This is a genomic window from Methanoculleus sp. UBA208, from assembly GCF_002498065.1.
Taxonomy (GTDB): domain Archaea; phylum Halobacteriota; class Methanomicrobia; order Methanomicrobiales; family Methanoculleaceae; genus Methanoculleus.
On the sequence record NZ_DAFZ01000084.1, the window covers coordinates 22,522 to 36,231 of the forward strand.

Annotated in this window: 14 protein-coding genes; 8 read left to right on the forward strand and 6 right to left on the reverse strand. The window is 65.1% G+C overall.

Features of this window, described 5'->3' with window-relative positions:
- Positions 1-85 precede the first annotated feature (85 nt).
- The 7 genes from BRA62_RS08970 to BRA62_RS09000 all read left to right on the forward strand — a co-directional run bounded on the left by BRA62_RS08970 (position 86) and on the right by BRA62_RS09000 (position 7,273).
- Complete coding sequence (locus BRA62_RS08970) at positions 86-1,744, forward strand: 2-oxoacid:acceptor oxidoreductase subunit alpha (RefSeq protein ID WP_292366227.1); 1,659 nt, start codon at positions 86-88, stop codon at positions 1,742-1,744.
- Positions 1,741-2,625 (forward strand): thiamine pyrophosphate-dependent enzyme, encoded by an 885-nt coding sequence (locus tag BRA62_RS08975; protein ID WP_292366228.1) that lies wholly within the window; start codon positions 1,741-1,743, stop codon positions 2,623-2,625. Before BRA62_RS08970 ends, BRA62_RS08975 begins: the two co-directional genes overlap by 4 nt.
- Before the next feature lie 85 nt (positions 2,626-2,710).
- On the forward strand, positions 2,711-3,523 hold the full coding sequence (locus BRA62_RS08980) for a glucose 1-dehydrogenase (protein WP_292366229.1): 813 nt from the start codon (positions 2,711-2,713) through the stop codon (positions 3,521-3,523).
- A gap of 221 nt (positions 3,524-3,744) precedes the next feature.
- Positions 3,745-5,253 carry an MFS transporter gene (locus BRA62_RS08985; protein ID WP_292366230.1) on the forward strand — a complete coding sequence of 503 codons (1,509 nt, stop codon included), beginning with the start codon at positions 3,745-3,747 and terminating at the stop codon, positions 5,251-5,253.
- 51 nt (positions 5,254-5,304) lie between these two features.
- On the forward strand, positions 5,305-6,036 hold the full coding sequence (locus BRA62_RS08990) for a SagB/ThcOx family dehydrogenase (protein ID WP_292366231.1): 732 nt from the start codon (positions 5,305-5,307) through the stop codon (positions 6,034-6,036).
- Entirely contained in the window at positions 6,029-6,574 is a 546-nt protein-coding gene (locus BRA62_RS08995; RefSeq protein ID WP_292366232.1) for a nitroreductase family protein, read from the forward strand. The genes BRA62_RS08990 and BRA62_RS08995 overlap by 8 nt, the downstream gene beginning before the upstream one ends.
- A gap of 72 nt (positions 6,575-6,646) precedes the next feature.
- Positions 6,647-7,273 (forward strand): TMEM175 family protein, encoded by a 627-nt coding sequence (locus BRA62_RS09000; RefSeq protein ID WP_292366233.1) that lies wholly within the window; start codon positions 6,647-6,649, stop codon positions 7,271-7,273.
- Here BRA62_RS09000 and BRA62_RS09005 read toward each other — a convergent pair.
- Positions 7,233-9,161, reverse strand: a complete 1,929-nt coding sequence (locus BRA62_RS09005; protein WP_394339996.1) for an agmatine deiminase family protein — start codon at positions 9,159-9,161, stop codon at positions 7,233-7,235. The genes BRA62_RS09000 and BRA62_RS09005 overlap by 41 nt on opposite strands.
- A gap of 92 nt (positions 9,162-9,253) precedes the next feature.
- On the opposite strand from BRA62_RS09005, the gene BRA62_RS09010 reads away from it, so the two are divergent.
- Positions 9,254-9,814, forward strand: a complete 561-nt coding sequence (locus BRA62_RS09010) for a manganese efflux pump MntP family protein (RefSeq protein WP_292366235.1) — start codon at positions 9,254-9,256, stop codon at positions 9,812-9,814.
- Between the two features lie 3 nt (positions 9,815-9,817).
- Here BRA62_RS09010 and BRA62_RS09015 read toward each other — a convergent pair whose 3' ends face one another.
- The 5 genes from BRA62_RS09015 to BRA62_RS09035 form a co-directional block, all read right to left on the reverse strand.
- The gene (locus BRA62_RS09015) at positions 9,818-10,738 is read right to left on the reverse strand and encodes a DUF362 domain-containing protein (protein ID WP_292366236.1); all 921 of its coding nucleotides are present in this window, start codon (positions 10,736-10,738) and stop codon (positions 9,818-9,820) included.
- 230 nt (positions 10,739-10,968) lie between these two features.
- On the reverse strand, positions 10,969-11,373 hold the full coding sequence (locus tag BRA62_RS09020) for a DUF2703 domain-containing protein (protein ID WP_292366237.1): 405 nt from the start codon (positions 11,371-11,373) through the stop codon (positions 10,969-10,971).
- 53 nt (positions 11,374-11,426) lie between these two features.
- Positions 11,427-12,182 carry an ABC transporter permease gene (locus tag BRA62_RS09025; protein ID WP_292366238.1) on the reverse strand — a complete coding sequence of 252 codons (756 nt, stop codon included), beginning with the start codon at positions 12,180-12,182 and terminating at the stop codon, positions 11,427-11,429.
- A complete protein-coding gene (locus BRA62_RS09030) occupies positions 12,179-13,144 on the reverse strand; it encodes an ABC transporter ATP-binding protein (RefSeq protein ID WP_292366239.1) in 966 nt (321 codons plus the stop codon). Before BRA62_RS09030 ends, BRA62_RS09025 begins: the two co-directional genes overlap by 4 nt.
- Before the next feature lie 143 nt (positions 13,145-13,287).
- On the reverse strand, positions 13,288-13,710 hold a 423-nt coding region (locus BRA62_RS09035; protein ID WP_292366240.1), incomplete at its 5' end, for a DUF2703 domain-containing protein.

The window sequence follows — 13,710 nt, forward strand, 5'->3', positions numbered from 1 at the left end:
TTTCTCCTGCTCCGTTCCGTTGGAACGTCGCACCCAGCAACACAACCTATATACCCGCAGGCAATCTACGCCACGCCCGATCACCATGGCCGAATACTCCGTACTGATCGGCGGGAAGGCCGGCGAGGGCATCAACACGGCGGGTCTCTCCATCGCCGGCCTCTTCTCCCGCCTCGGCTACCGCACCTACATGTACTTCGACTACCCCTCGCTCATCCGGGGCGGGCACAACTTTGCGATCGTCCGGGCCTCGGACAGGATAGTCGGGGCGCATCGTACCCGGGTCGACGTCCTCCTCGCCTTCGACCAGAACAGCATCGAGAACCACCGCCAGAGGCTCCATGCCGGCACGACGGTCGTCTACGACGCCTCGCAGGTTGTGCAGGCGGAAGGCTACGGCCTCCCGCTCGATGATATCGTCAAAGAGGAGAAAGCGCCCCCGATCACCAAAAACTCCGCGATGCTCGGGACGCTTGCCCGGGTGGCGGGTATCGGCCGGGAGGTTCTCGAAGACGTCCTTCGCGCAACCGTCCCCGCAAAGCACCTAGAGGCGAACCTCCGGGTCGCCGGGCGGGGCTACGATGCCGTGGAGGGTGTCTTCACCGTAGAACCCCTTGATGCCCCGGCACTCCCGGTCCTGACCGGAAACGAGGCCGCGGGGCTCGGGCTCGTCCACGGGGGGCTGGACACCTACGTCGCCTACCCGATGACTCCGTCGTCGAGCCTTCTTCACTTCCTTGCCAACCGCGCCGAAGACCTCTCGATCAGGGTCATCCACCCTGAAAACGAGATCGGCGTCATCCTGATGGCGCTCGGGCTTGCCTACGCCGGCGAGAAGACGGCGGTCGGCACCTCGGGCGGCGGATTCTGCCTGATGACCGAAGGCCTCTCCCTTGCCGGGATGTCGGAGATTCCCGTGACGATCGTGATGGGGCAGCGGCCCGGCCCGAGCACCGGGGTGCCGACCTACACCGCCCAGACCGACCTCCACTTCGTCCTGAACGCAGGCCAGGGAGAGTTTCCCCGGTTCGTCGTCGCCCCGGGCGACCTCGAGGAGGCCTACGCCTGGTCGGCGACTGCGCTGATGCTCTCCTGGCGGTACCAGGTCCCCGCGATCGTCCTCACCGACAAGACGCTCGCGGAAGGTGCCTATTCCTTCGATTTCGGGGCCGTCACAGAGCCCCCGGACCATGAACCGGTGCTCTGGGACGGCGCGGGCGAGTACCGGCGCTATGCCCGGACCGAGAGCGGGGTATCGCCTCTCACCTTCCCGGGAAGGGAAGGCGCCGTCGTCAAGGCGAGCAGCTACGCCCACGACGAGGCCGGGTTCACGACGGAAGAGAGCGAGGAGGTCATTGAACTGCAGGAGATGAGGTTTCGGAAAGGCGAGAGCCTCGGGGCGGAGCTCGCCACCTACCCGGCGGTGAAGACCTACGGAGCACGGAACTCCGGGATGACGATCGTCTGCTGGGGGTCGCAGAAGTGGGCCTGCATCGAGGCCGCCGAGGAGTTCGGGGCACGGGTCGTCCAGCCGCTCGTCCTTTCGCCGTTCCCCGTCCGACAATGGAAGGAGGCGATGATCGGGGCAGGCAGGATCGCCTGCGTCGAGAACAACGCCACCGGGCAGCTTGCCCGCCTCCTTCGGCAGCATGGCTTCGATCCCGGCAGGCCGGTCCTGAAGTACGACGGGCGGCCGTTCGCGGTCGACGAACTCGCGACACGGCTCGGGGAGGTCTTCGCATGACCCCGGACCAGCCTCCCGGCCGGCTGGCCGGCGGGCTCATCAGCCCGGCGCAGAACACCTGGTGCCCCGGGTGCGGCAACTTCTCGATCGAGCACATGATGAAGTCGGCCGTCGCCGAACTCTCGGAGGAGGGGGGGATACCCCTCGAGAACTTCGTCCTCCTCGGCGGGATCGGGTGCCACGGGAAACTGGTCGATTACTTAAACGTCAACAGCCTCTACGCCATCCACGGCCGTTCGGTCCCGGCGGCCACCGGGATACGCCTCGCAAATCCGGATTTAAAAGTGATCTGCCACGTCGGGGACGGGGACATCTACGCCGAGGGCCTCGACCATCTCATCTTCGCGGCCAAACGGAACAGCGACATCACCGTCATCGTCCATGACAACCGGGTCTACGGGCTGACGACGGGGCAGTACACCCCGACGTCTCCCACCGGCTTCAAGGGCCGCTCCACCCCCGGCGGGATAACGGAGCACCCCTTAAACCCCCTCGAAGTCATGCTCGCCGCCGGGGCCACCTACATCGCGCGAGGCTACACGAAGAAGGTCCGGCATTTGAAAGATCTCTTCAAGGAAGCGATCATGCACAGGGGGTTCTCGTTCGTCGACGTCCTCCAGATCTGCGCGACCTACTTCAACCTGACCGACTACTACAACGAGCACGCCTACGAGATGCAGGAGGGCGAGGTCGACGCCGGCCGGTTCGAGAGCGCTCTAGGAAAGATCCGGGAGTGGGACTACGACCGGGAGGCGCCGATCCCGCTCGGGACGTTCTACTCGGTAGACAAGCCCATCTACGAGGAGAAGTTCCGGGTGCTCACGGCCGGGAGGCCGGAGAGGCGGGCGCTTGTCCGGAAGGTCGTCGAGGAGTGGCGGTGAGCCACGCCCGAGACCTTCATAAACCACCCCGACCACAGGGGGCCGGGACGGGCGGGGTGCCCGGACCACCGGAAGGTGAGGCGGTATGAAACGGCTGGAAGGAAAGAACGTCCTCGTCACCGGCGGCTCGACCGGCATCGGCCGGGCGACGGCGATCAGGTTCGCGAACGAAGGGGCAAACGTGGCCATAAACTATCATTCAAGCGAAAGGAAAGCGGAGATCACGCTTGAGGAGGCCCAAAAGACCTGCAGCATCGTCCACGAGAAAGGATGCCGTGAGATGCTGGTCCAGGGGGATGTCGCAAACGAAGAGGACGTGAAGCGCATATTCCGCGAAGTTCTCAAGGCGTGGGGAAGGCTCGATGTCCTGGTCAACAACGCGGGCATCCAGACAGGGAGCCCGACCCACGAGATGGCTATGGACGCCTACGACCGGGTTCTCGCGGTGAACCTCCGGGGCGCGTTCCTCTGTGCCCGGGAGGCAGTGCGGCACTTCCTCGACCGCGGGGGCGGGGGCATCATCCTCAACAACACCTCGGTTCACGAGACCAGCCCGAAACCGCAGTACGCCCCCTACGTCGCGAGCAAGGCGGGACTCGGGTCCCTCGGGAAGACGCTCGCGCTCGAGTATGCCGGGCAGGGCATCCGGGTCAACACGGTCGCCCCCGGCGCGATTAGAACCCCGCTAAACCGGGAGTGGATGGACGACCCCGAGAAGAGGGCGCTTGTGGAGGGGCACATCCCGATGGGGCGTGCCGGAGAGCCCGAGGAGATTGCCGCGGTCTTTGCCTTCCTCGCGTCCGACGAGGCCGCCTACATCACCGGGCAGACCATCTACGTCGACGGCGGCCTGACGCTCTGCGCCGACTTCAGGACGCCGTGGTCGTCGGGAAGTTGAGGGGCTGTGGACTCCCGCAACGGGCATACCAGTCCGGAGGCCGCGACCTCCCCTGCGCCAGTGCCGGAGAGACGCGCAATTAATTCAAACAGATTAATATAATTCCATTTTTATACGCTATTGCTCCAAAAAGTTGCTCGGCATAAAGTCTGCTACGGCAGTCCCGGTACTGCGGGATTCCCTGGCGTGCCGCCGGGCGATCCTTCGAGGTGAACGGTTCCGTGAGCATAAGAGGAGGACGCAGGCGACGCTCGATCTTCGAGACAAAAGAGAGCCTGACGGAAGAAGAGGTCCGTCACGGTTTAAAGTTCGTCATCAGGGACGGCCTTGCCACCCAGGCGATGGTGACGCTGACCGGCGGCATCTTCCTCGTAGCCTTCGCCCTGCAGCTCGGGGCGTCCAACACCGTCATCGGCCTGCTCGCCGCCATCCCGCCGCTCGCAGAGCTCCTGCAGATACCCGCCATCTACGTCGTCGACCGCGTGCGTAAAAGGAGGCTCGTGGTCGTGGCGGCGTCGTTCGCCGCGCGCCTCTGCTGGATACCCATCATCCTGATACCGTTCTTCCTCTCACCGGGGCAGGGAATAATCGCGCTCATCGCCTCGATTGCCCTTTACGCATCGTTCTCGGCGATCTCTCACTGCGGGTGGAACTCCTGGATGCGGGACCTGATACCGCAGGACCGGCTCGGCGACTTCTTCTCCCGCCGGCTGACCCTCTCCACGGGAATTGCGCTCGTCATCAGCCTCGCCGCCGGGTTCTTCATCGATTCGTGGGAGATCGCCTTCCCCGACCTTGCAGCCTACGGCTACTCCGTCCTCTTCCTTCTCGGGCTCATCGCCGGGCTCGTCGGTATCACGTTCCTCGCCCGCACTCCCGAGCCCCGGATGGCTGTCGACGACGGGGAGGACGGCCTGCTCGCCGTTATCAGAAAGCCTTTCGCAGATATCAACTTCAAGAACCTCATCGTCTTCCTCGGGTCGTGGAACTTCGCCGTCAACCTCGCGTCGCCGTTCTTCACGGTCTATATGCTGCAGAGGATCGGTCTGGACATCTCGGTCGTCGTCGCCCTCAGCGTCGGGAGCCAGGTCATGAACATCGTCTTCTACCGGTCGTGGGGCAGGGTCTCCGACCGCTACTCCAACAAGTCGGTTCTTGCGGTGAGCGGGCCGCTTTTCATGCTCGCGCTCTTCGCATGGATGTTCGTCACGCTCCCGAACGTCTACATCATGACCTACCCGCTGCTCGTCCTCATCCACATCCTGATGGGAATCTCGCTCGCGGGAGTCTCGCTCGCTTCGGGAAACATCAGCCTGAAGATGGCGCCGCAGGGTCAGGCGACCAGTTACCTTGCAGCGAGCACCTTCGCAAACTCGGTCGCCGCCGGCGTCGCCCCGGTCCTCGGCGGGCTTTTCGTGGACTTCTTCGCCGAGCGGGAGCTCATCTGGACCCTGATCTGGAAAGACCCGGTGCAGGAACTTGTCTTCGTCACCCTCGACATCCAGCAGTGGGAGTTCTTCTTCCTCTTCGCCTTCATCCTCGGCCTCTACTCCCTCCACCGCCTGGCAGTGGTGCAGGAGGAGGGAGAGGCGAAGGAGCAGGATGTCGTGGACGAGCTCATCGCGGGGGTCCGGCGGGATATGCGCAACTTCTCCCCCGCAGGCGGCCTCCGGGACTTCGTGAAGTTCCCCTTCTCGTCCATCAGGCTTCGCCGGGAGAAGAAGCGATAGGGGTTGGGGCGCTCCGATACTTTCATGAACCCGGGGAAGAAGCCCGATATCATGAACCGGATGAGTCACCATACCTGCTTCGTCATCGCGGCAATGCTGGCAGCGGTGCTCACCGCAGGCTGTGCCGGAACCCCCCTGACACCCGGCGGGAACAGCGCGCCGCCACCGCCACAGAACGCCGTCACCCTCCCGGAACCCGGATTCGAGGGCGACGTCTCCGTCGAGGAGGCGCTCTCGGCACGGCGGTCGGTCAGGGTCTATGCCGAAGTGCCGCTGACCATAGACGACGCCGGGCAGGTCCTCTGGGCGGCGCAGGGGGTCACGGACGAACGCGGTTACCGGACCGCTCCCTCCGCCGGGGCCCTCTACCCACTGGAGGTCTACCTCGTCGCCGGCAGCGTCACGGGCCTTGAACCAGGGGTCTACCACTACCGGCCGGGAGAACACCTGCTCGTCCGGGTCGGCGACGGGGACCGGCGGGCCATCCTGCAGGAGGCGGCCGTCAACCAGACCTCGGTGGCCGACGCCCCGGCAACGATCGTCATCGCCGCGGTCCCCGAGCGTACGACCGCGAAGTACGGGGAGCGGGGGATGCGCTACGTCTCCATGGAGGCCGGACACGCCGCAGAGAACGTCTATCTTCAGGCGGAGGCAATCAATCTCGGCACCGTCACTATCGGGGCGTTCGACGACGACGCGGTCAGGGAAGTCCTCGCGCTCCCGGAGGAGACAACACCGCTCTACCTCATGCCGGTGGGAAGACCGGTTCCGGGGAATGGTTGAAGGTGCGGGCCGTCCACAGGGCGGCACGATGGACACGCTCGAAGCCATCATGACCCGGCGGAGCGTGCGGGAGTACACCGACCGCCCGGTCCCGGGAGGAACGGCGAGGCAACTCCTCGCCGCCGCGATGCAGGCACCCTACGCCGGCGGCGAACCACCCTGGCACTTCATCGTCATCGACGACCCGGAGATCCTCTCCCGCATCCCGGCGATCAGCCCCTACGCGGAGGTCCGCCCCCCTGCACCGGCGGCAATCCTCGTCTGCCTCGACCTCCGTATCCCGGAGAACCGCGACTTTTCGATACAGGCCTGTGCCGCGGCGACGGAGAACCTCCTCCTCGCCGCCCACGCCCTCGGGCTCGGCGCGGTCTGGACCGCCGTCTACCCGGACGCCGACCGGATGCTCGGGTTTGCAAACCTCTTCTCGCTCCCGGACGGCGTCGCATCTTTTGCTCTCGTCACCGTCGGCCACCCGGCCGTCCGCCCTCCGCCGGTCGACCGCTACCGCGGGGAGCGGGTTCACCGCAACGGCTGGTGATCCCGTCCCGATCTCCCGGATGCAAATGCTCATTCCTTATCAGGCCGGCGCTCCAACCAGGGATTGTTAACAATGGAGCAGAGAGACGACGCCGGCCGGGAGGCCGGAGCACCGCCCGGATTCCCGAAGAACCGGACGGAGGCGCTCACCGACGGCATATTCGCCATTGCCATGACCCTCCTGGTGCTCAGCCTCGACGTCCCGGCAGGCGTCCACGACCCCTCCGACGCCGTCATCGCGGCGATGCTTGCCGGCCAGTTGCCTGCCGTCTACCACTACTTCCTCGCGTTCTTCATCCTCGCTTCCTTCTGGGTGGCCCATCATGCCCAGGTGGACCGGCTCCGGCAGATCGACCGCACGTTCCTCTGGATCAACATCGCAACACTCATGTTCGTCACGCTGGTCCCGTTCTCCGTCTCCCTCATCGGCGACTACCCGGGCGAGACCTTCGCAGCGGTCGCTTTCGAGGTAAACCTCCTTGCCCTCGGCCTGCTCTTTGCCGCACAGTGGCGGTATGCCACGCATACCCGCCGGCTCATCCGCCCCGGAACCGACATCCAGCGCGGGAACCAGCGGGTGATGGTGGTCCCGGCCGTCTCCGTCGTCGCGATTCTGCTCGCCCTCGCCGGCTGGACCTGGAGCACGGCGATTTACGCCATCATTCCTCTCGTGATGCGCCTTCTGCCCGGGGGGAGGTGACGGACGGCTGCTGCTGGCTGATGCAGTGGATCGCGCCGAGACCCTCGACCATCGCCGTGCAGTCGATCCCGACGACCTCCCGGTCGGGGAAGGCCTGCCGGATCCGTGCCAGGGCAATCTCGTCGTTCGGGTGCTTGAAGACCGGCACCAGCACGACGGTGTTTCCGATGTAAAAGTTCGCGTAACTCGCCGGCAGCCTCTCCGCGCCGCCGACCCTCCCCGGCATCGGGAGCGGGATGACCGTTAAGGGGTTGCCGTCCTGGTCGGCTGATGCCGCGAGGATCTCGTAGTTCTCCTGCAGGACGGCGTAGTTTTCGTCGTCCTCGTTCTCCTCAAGAGCGCACAGAACCGTCGTCGGATTCACGAACCGAACGATATCGTCGATGTGGCCGTCGGTGTCGTCTCCGGCGATGCCCTGCTTTAACCAGATGACGTGGCCGGCGCCCAGGTAGGCCTCGAGGTAGGCCTCGATCTCCTCCCGGGAGAGGTGCGGGTTCCGGTTCGGGTTCAAGAGGCACGCCTCCGTCGTGATCACCGTGCCGCACCCGTTCACCTCGACTGAGCCGCCCTCGAGGACGATCCCGGGGGTGAATAGGGGGAGTTCCAGATCGCGGTTCATGATGAGCGGGATCCGGGTATCTCCCATGAGTTCCGTGTACTTCTCTCCCCAGGCGTTGAACATCCAGTTCACCATCGCGAGGCTCCCGGTCCTGGGGTTAACCAGGAACGCCGGCCCGTAGTCCCGGAACCAGACATCGGCGTAATCGGCGGGATGGAACCTGACGCCCCCCGTATCGACGCCCTCCTCCTCCAGCATCGCCACGATCCGGGTACGCATCTTCTCGTCGGTGACGAGCAGGTCGACGGTCTCCGACCCGCGAAGCGCCGCGATGATCTCGACGTAGATCCCCTCCACCGCCGCAAGGTCGGGGAACGTCTCGCGGTCGTGAGGCCAGGAGAGCCAGACGGCGTCGTGCGCCTCCCACTCCGCCGGCATGCGGTAGCCCGATCCCGCAGGGGTCCTCCCCGGCAGGAACCTCCGGGTGAGCGCCCCGTAGGTCTCCGGCCGCCGGTTCCGGAAAAATCCCCAACCCTCCCGGACGGCCTCGTTTCCCGCGAGGTCGACCTCCACGACGAGAACCTCTTCGTCGGTCTCGCTCGCCCGGGAAAGGACGTTCCCGAAGGCGTCGGCGACGAACGAACTCCCGAAGAACCGGATGTCCCCCTCGTCGCCCACCCGGTTGACGGCGGCGACGTGGACGCTGTTTGCTATCGCGTGGCCGCGCTGCACCGTCTCCCACGCCTCGCGCCAGTCGCCCTCTGGAGGCTCCTCCCCCGCAATCCTGCCAATGGCGGTCGGGTAGAAGACGATCTCCGCGCCCTGCAGCGCAACCGTCCTCGCGGCCTCCGGGAACCACTGGTCGTAACAGATGAGCACGGCGATCCGGCCGTGCCGGGTATCGTAGACCCGGTAGCGGTCGCCGGGCCGGAAATAATTCTTCTCGTAGAAGAGCGGGTCGTAAGGGACGTGCACCTTCCGATAGGCGGGAAGCAGCCGCCCGTCGGCATCGATCACCACCGCGGTGTTGTAGTGCTCCCCCGACTCGGCACGCTCGTAGACCGGCACGACGATCACCACGCCGTGCTCCCGGGCAAGCGCCGAGAACGCTTCGGTCGAGGGGCCCGGAATGGTCTCGGCGTAAGCGGAGGCGTCCGTATCCTCGTACTGCGGGAAGTAGGGGGCCCGGTAGAGTTCCTGCAGGCAGAGGATCCGCGCACCCTTCGCGATCGCCGCTCTCGCCATCTCGAGGGTGCGGGCCAGGTTGCGGCCGGCATCCTCGCTCACCGCCGTCTGGATGAGGCCGATCGTTTGCGTGCTCATCTCCATCATCTCTCCGTATCGGTAGGACGCTCCAGCGTTTTATAGCATCCGCCGGGCCATAGCGTTATCCAGCAGTGCGTCGGATCTCTCTGGAAGCAATGGAGTTCGCGACAACCCTCCTCATCGCCGTCGGCCTCGCGATGGATGCGTTTGCCGTCTCGATCAGCGGAGGCGCCACCCTGCGGGAGGAACGGGGCCGATGGGCCGTTATAATCGGCGCGCTCTTCGGCGGGTTCCAGGCGGGGATGCCGGTGCTCGGGTGGCTCGGTGGGGTGAACCTGACCTCGTTCATCGGGTCCTGCGGCCCCTGGATCGCCTTCCTGCTGCTTGCCCTGATCGGCGGGAAGATGATCGCCGAGGCTTTGCGGGGAGACGGCGAGAGCGTGCAGTTTGCCGCCGGGAGCGCGGCAATGCTCCTCCTGCTCGCCGTGGCGACGAGCATCGATGCGCTCGCCGTCGGCGTCACGTTCGCCGTGCTGGACACCCCCATCCTCTGGCCCGCAGTCACGATCGGCATCGTGACCTTCGCCCTCTCCGCCGCCGGCGTGCTCGTGGGGAGCTCCTTTAGCCGGGTATTCGGGCGGAAGGCCGAGATCCTCGGCGGGGTGATCCTCGTCGGGATCGGTCTGCGGATCCTGCTCGACCACCTCTTCTTCTAACCCTCAGGCGGTCTCGTCCAGGATCCGCCGCAGATCGAGGACCAGGTCTTTGCTCTCGGAGTCGAGCGCGACGAGCCGCAGATCCTCTGCCGACCGAACGCCGATGTCGAGCTCCACCGCCCTGGCGATCGGGTCCATCGCAAATATCCGGCCCCGCATCACATCCGGCGTCGAGCCGTAGTGGCGGAGAAGCGCGATACCGGCGGCATCGAGGGCGACCCGGTCGGTGCTTGCGAGGATGACGTTCGGGGCGATACGGGTGCCCCGCTCGGGCCCCCCGGTCGAAAACCCTTCCGTCGCGTCCATGACGGCGACGTCACAGCGGCAGAACCGGTTGATCTCGGCGATCATCCTGCGCTGGTGCGTCGAGGCGTGCAGTTCCGCCATGTAGTTGTAGCCGTTCCCGGGGTCTCTCGCGGCAACGGCCCCCACCAGGTTCTTCAGGGAGAGGGAGACGTGCCCGCCGAACCGGTGGGTCTTCAAGCAGCAGGTCTGGACCACCGCATCGGCCTCCCGGAAGAGCCGGGCGACCAGAAACCCGCGCTCCCAGTGGAGACCGTCCGGCGGGATTGCCTCCCACCCCTCGGTGGGAAGGCCGTCGAGCACCGTCACCTCCGCTCCCGACCGGGCCGCCACGTCGACGGCGCCCCGGTTCTCCAGCACCGTGCGGGTCTCCCCCATCCCGCTCCGCTCCCCGAGCCGGACCGTCCCGGCGCCGGCATCGCGGATCTGTCCGAGGACCGCTTCAAGCATATCGGGATGGGTCGTCGCGGGGAACGGGTCGTCGCTGTTGAAGTTCGCCTTGACCGCAACGGCCTTCCCATCGAAGGGGGGAAGGCCGATCTCGCGCCAGAGTGTCTTAACGGCGTGGTAGCGATCCGATGCGTCGATGATGTAGACTTCAGATGCCGCCGGGGATGCCATGCGCGCAGAGTGGCTCGCCAACCTATAAAATTGTATGCCGCAGGCCCGGATCGGGATAAAAAGGCTGATTTAAAAATAATCATTTAACTTTATGTTAATGTTAAGTAAATTACATTGAAACCGGATTGAAAAAGTCTTCCCCACCCCGCTACGGACCGGGGCCACGCACTCCGGCGTTCAGGATACCTGCGGCTCCCGACATGAGAAGGGGACCGGCAACCCGCCCCGCCTCACTCCATCTCGAGCGCTTTTGCGGCGGCCCGCCCGATCAGTTCCGGCGGGATTGCCTCGTACTCCTCGCCGTTGTAGCGGAGCGTCCGGCACTCCGCCTCCTCTTCCCCGCAGGTTTCGCAGGATTCACATGATGCGCAGGCACAGGCCGTCGCGGTCACCTCGACCCCTTCGAGGAGCTTCTCGACCGGGATCCCGTTGAAGAGGAGGCACTCCGACTCTGCGGCGGCATCGTCGGGGAGGACCGTCTTGACCACCCGGACGCCGACCCCCTCCATCTCGAGGAGCATGCAGATCTCCGCGAGGACCGCCGCAAGGGTCATCCCGGTCTCCTCGAACTCTTCAGGGGTCTTTTCGACGTTCCCTTCGGCGTGTCTCCATTCGATGACGAGTTCCTTCTTCATGGTGCACCTCCACTGTTGGCACCGACCCGACATCTTCCTGTCGCTGCACCGGATCAGATCCTCCGCGGCATGCTCCGCCTGTGCAGGTGCATCGCGGCGGCGGTGAAGACCAGGGTGAACCCGGCGAGCGCCCCGATATCGATGGGGACCGGGAAGTAGTGTGCGCCGGTGAACGAGTAGCGGACAATGTCCGTGAAGTAGGTGAGCGGCGAGCAGGCCGCCAGCATGAGCCCCCACGCCGGCATCTGCTCCAGGGGGACGAAGATGCCGGATATGAAGACGAGCGGGAACTTCAGGAGGGTGGAGAGCATCATGATATTCGAGGGCAGGTTCGTCGGGGGGACGGCAAGGAGGACGCCGAAGCCTGAGAAACAGCATGCGGCAATGAGGATTCCAAAACCAAGCACGATGCCGTGCAGGAGGGGTAGGCCGAGCGCAAGCCCGATGAGGAGGGTGATTGCCGTGACCCCGATCCCGAAGAGGGTGGAAGCAATCATGTCCCCGAGGACGATCGCCTCGACGGTGACCGGGCAGGCTGCAAGGCGTTCGAGCGTCCTTGCCTGACCCTCCCAGGGGAAGATTGCCGGCGAAACGGCGGTCGAAGTGAAGAAGAGGGTCATTCCCACAAGTCCGGAGATGAGAAACGCGAGAGGGAGCTGCCGGCCGCCCAGGAAGAATGCCAGGAACAGGAAGACCGGCATGAAGATCCCGAAGATGAGCACCGGACCCTTGAGGTAGTAGACGCGGATGTCTTTCCTCGCGATCACCCAGGCCCGCCGCACCTGCTCGCCGTACGCCGCCGGGTTCACGGTTGCTCCTCCCCGGTCAGCCGCAGGAAGGCCCTGTCAAGCGACGGGGCAAGGGTGTTTAGGGTGAGGATCGTCGCACCGCGATCTCCGCTGAAGGCCACCAGGGACCTGATGGTCAGGTCCGGATTCCCCGTGGTGATCCGCCACACATCTCCCGTCCGGCTTGCCCCGGCCACGCCGTCGAGCCCCGCGAGGGCGTCGGCGGGCACCGGCCGGTCGAAGCTCACCTCAAGCCGGTGCATGCGGTCGATCGCCGTCTTCAGCCTCTCGGGAGCATCGATCGCGACGATCTTGCCGGCCCGGATGATGCCTATGCGGTCGCAGAGCCGGTTCGCCTCCTCCATGTTGTGGGTGGTGAGAAAGATGGTGGTCCCGTCCGTGTTCAACTCGCGCAGAAGGACGAGGATCATCTGCGTGCTCTGCACGTCAAGCCCGCTCGTCGGCTCGTCGAGGAAGAGGAGGTCGGGCTCGTGGAGGAGCGCCATGGCGAGGATGAGCCGCTGTTTCATGCCTTTCGAGTAACCCTTCACTTTCTGGTCACTTCTCCCGGAGAGGCCGAGGGTCTCGAGGAGGTCGCTTGAGCGCCGTTCTGCCCGGGTGCGGTCGAGCCCGTAGAGGTCCCCCACCAGCATGAGGTTCTGCCACGCGGTAAGGTCGACGTAGGCGTTCGAGGTCTCGGGCACGACGCCAAACCGCTGTTTCGCCAGGACCGGCTCCTTCTGGATATCATGCCCGAAGATCCTCACGCTTCCGCCGTCAATCGGGACGACGCCGGTGAGCATCCGCGTGGTCGTGGTCTTCCCGGCGCCGTTCGGCCCGAGGAACCCGAAGATCTCGCCCCGGCGAACCTCGAACGAGATGCCGTCCACGGCGGTTATGGCGCCGAAGGTCTTTGTGAGGCTCTCGACCTCGATCACGTTCGGCCCACCGGCCGACGGGTCGTCACTGTTCTCTTTGATCACGGCGTTCCGTCCCGAACGATATGTTTGAGGGAGAGAGTATTAAAGGTGCATCTTATCGGCCGGGCTGCAAGCCGTTCGCTATTCCGGCCTCGGGGACAACTTCGACGTTGTGTGTGCAGGCGGAGAGCGCGTCTCCGCCACGATCACTCCAGCCCAAGCGCCTTCAGCACCGCACGGGCGATCAGTTCGGGCGGGATCGACTCGTAACGCTCGCCGCCGTAATCGACCGCACGGCACTCGACGTCATCCTGCCCGGTGATACAGGCACAGGAGGCGCAGGGCGTGCTGGTAACTTCCATGCCTTCGATGAGGTTCTCGAGCGGTACGCCGTTGAAGAGGATGGTGTTTGAGTCTGCTATCGCATCGTGTGGAAGGACGTTCTCGACGAATTTGACCGTGATGCCCGCATCTTCAAGGGCTGCACGAATCCGATCGGCTGTTTCTCTCATCGCCTTCCCGGTCTCGCTGCACAGTTCGCAGGTATGCTCGATATCGCTCCCGATATGCCGCCATTCGACGACGAGGGTATCCGTCGATCCTTCGCAGCCGCAGCCGCATCCACCGGA

What these genes read in the sequence shown, in the direction of transcription:
- BRA62_RS08970 (WP_292366227.1), top strand. Translation starts at nt 86, where the DNA reads ATGGCCGAATACTCCGTACTGATCGGCGGGAAGGCCGGCGAGGGCATC.
- BRA62_RS08975 (WP_292366228.1), top strand. Translation starts at nt 1,741, where the DNA reads ATGACCCCGGACCAGCCTCCCGGCCGGCTGGCCGGCGGGCTCATCAGC.
- BRA62_RS08980 (WP_292366229.1), top strand. Translation starts at nt 2,711, where the DNA reads ATGAAACGGCTGGAAGGAAAGAACGTCCTCGTCACCGGCGGCTCGACC.
- BRA62_RS08990 (WP_292366231.1), top strand. Translation starts at nt 5,305, where the DNA reads ATGAACCGGATGAGTCACCATACCTGCTTCGTCATCGCGGCAATGCTG.
- BRA62_RS08995 (WP_292366232.1), top strand. Translation starts at nt 6,029, where the DNA reads ATGGTTGAAGGTGCGGGCCGTCCACAGGGCGGCACGATGGACACGCTC.
- BRA62_RS09000 (WP_292366233.1), top strand. Translation starts at nt 6,647, where the DNA reads ATGGAGCAGAGAGACGACGCCGGCCGGGAGGCCGGAGCACCGCCCGGA.
- BRA62_RS09005 (WP_394339996.1), bottom strand. Translation starts at nt 9,161, where the DNA reads ATGGAGATGAGCACGCAAACGATCGGCCTCATCCAGACGGCGGTGAGC.
- BRA62_RS09010 (WP_292366235.1), top strand. Translation starts at nt 9,254, where the DNA reads ATGGAGTTCGCGACAACCCTCCTCATCGCCGTCGGCCTCGCGATGGAT.
- BRA62_RS09015 (WP_292366236.1), bottom strand. Translation starts at nt 10,738, where the DNA reads ATGGCATCCCCGGCGGCATCTGAAGTCTACATCATCGACGCATCGGAT.
- BRA62_RS09020 (WP_292366237.1), bottom strand. Translation starts at nt 11,373, where the DNA reads ATGAAGAAGGAACTCGTCATCGAATGGAGACACGCCGAAGGGAACGTC.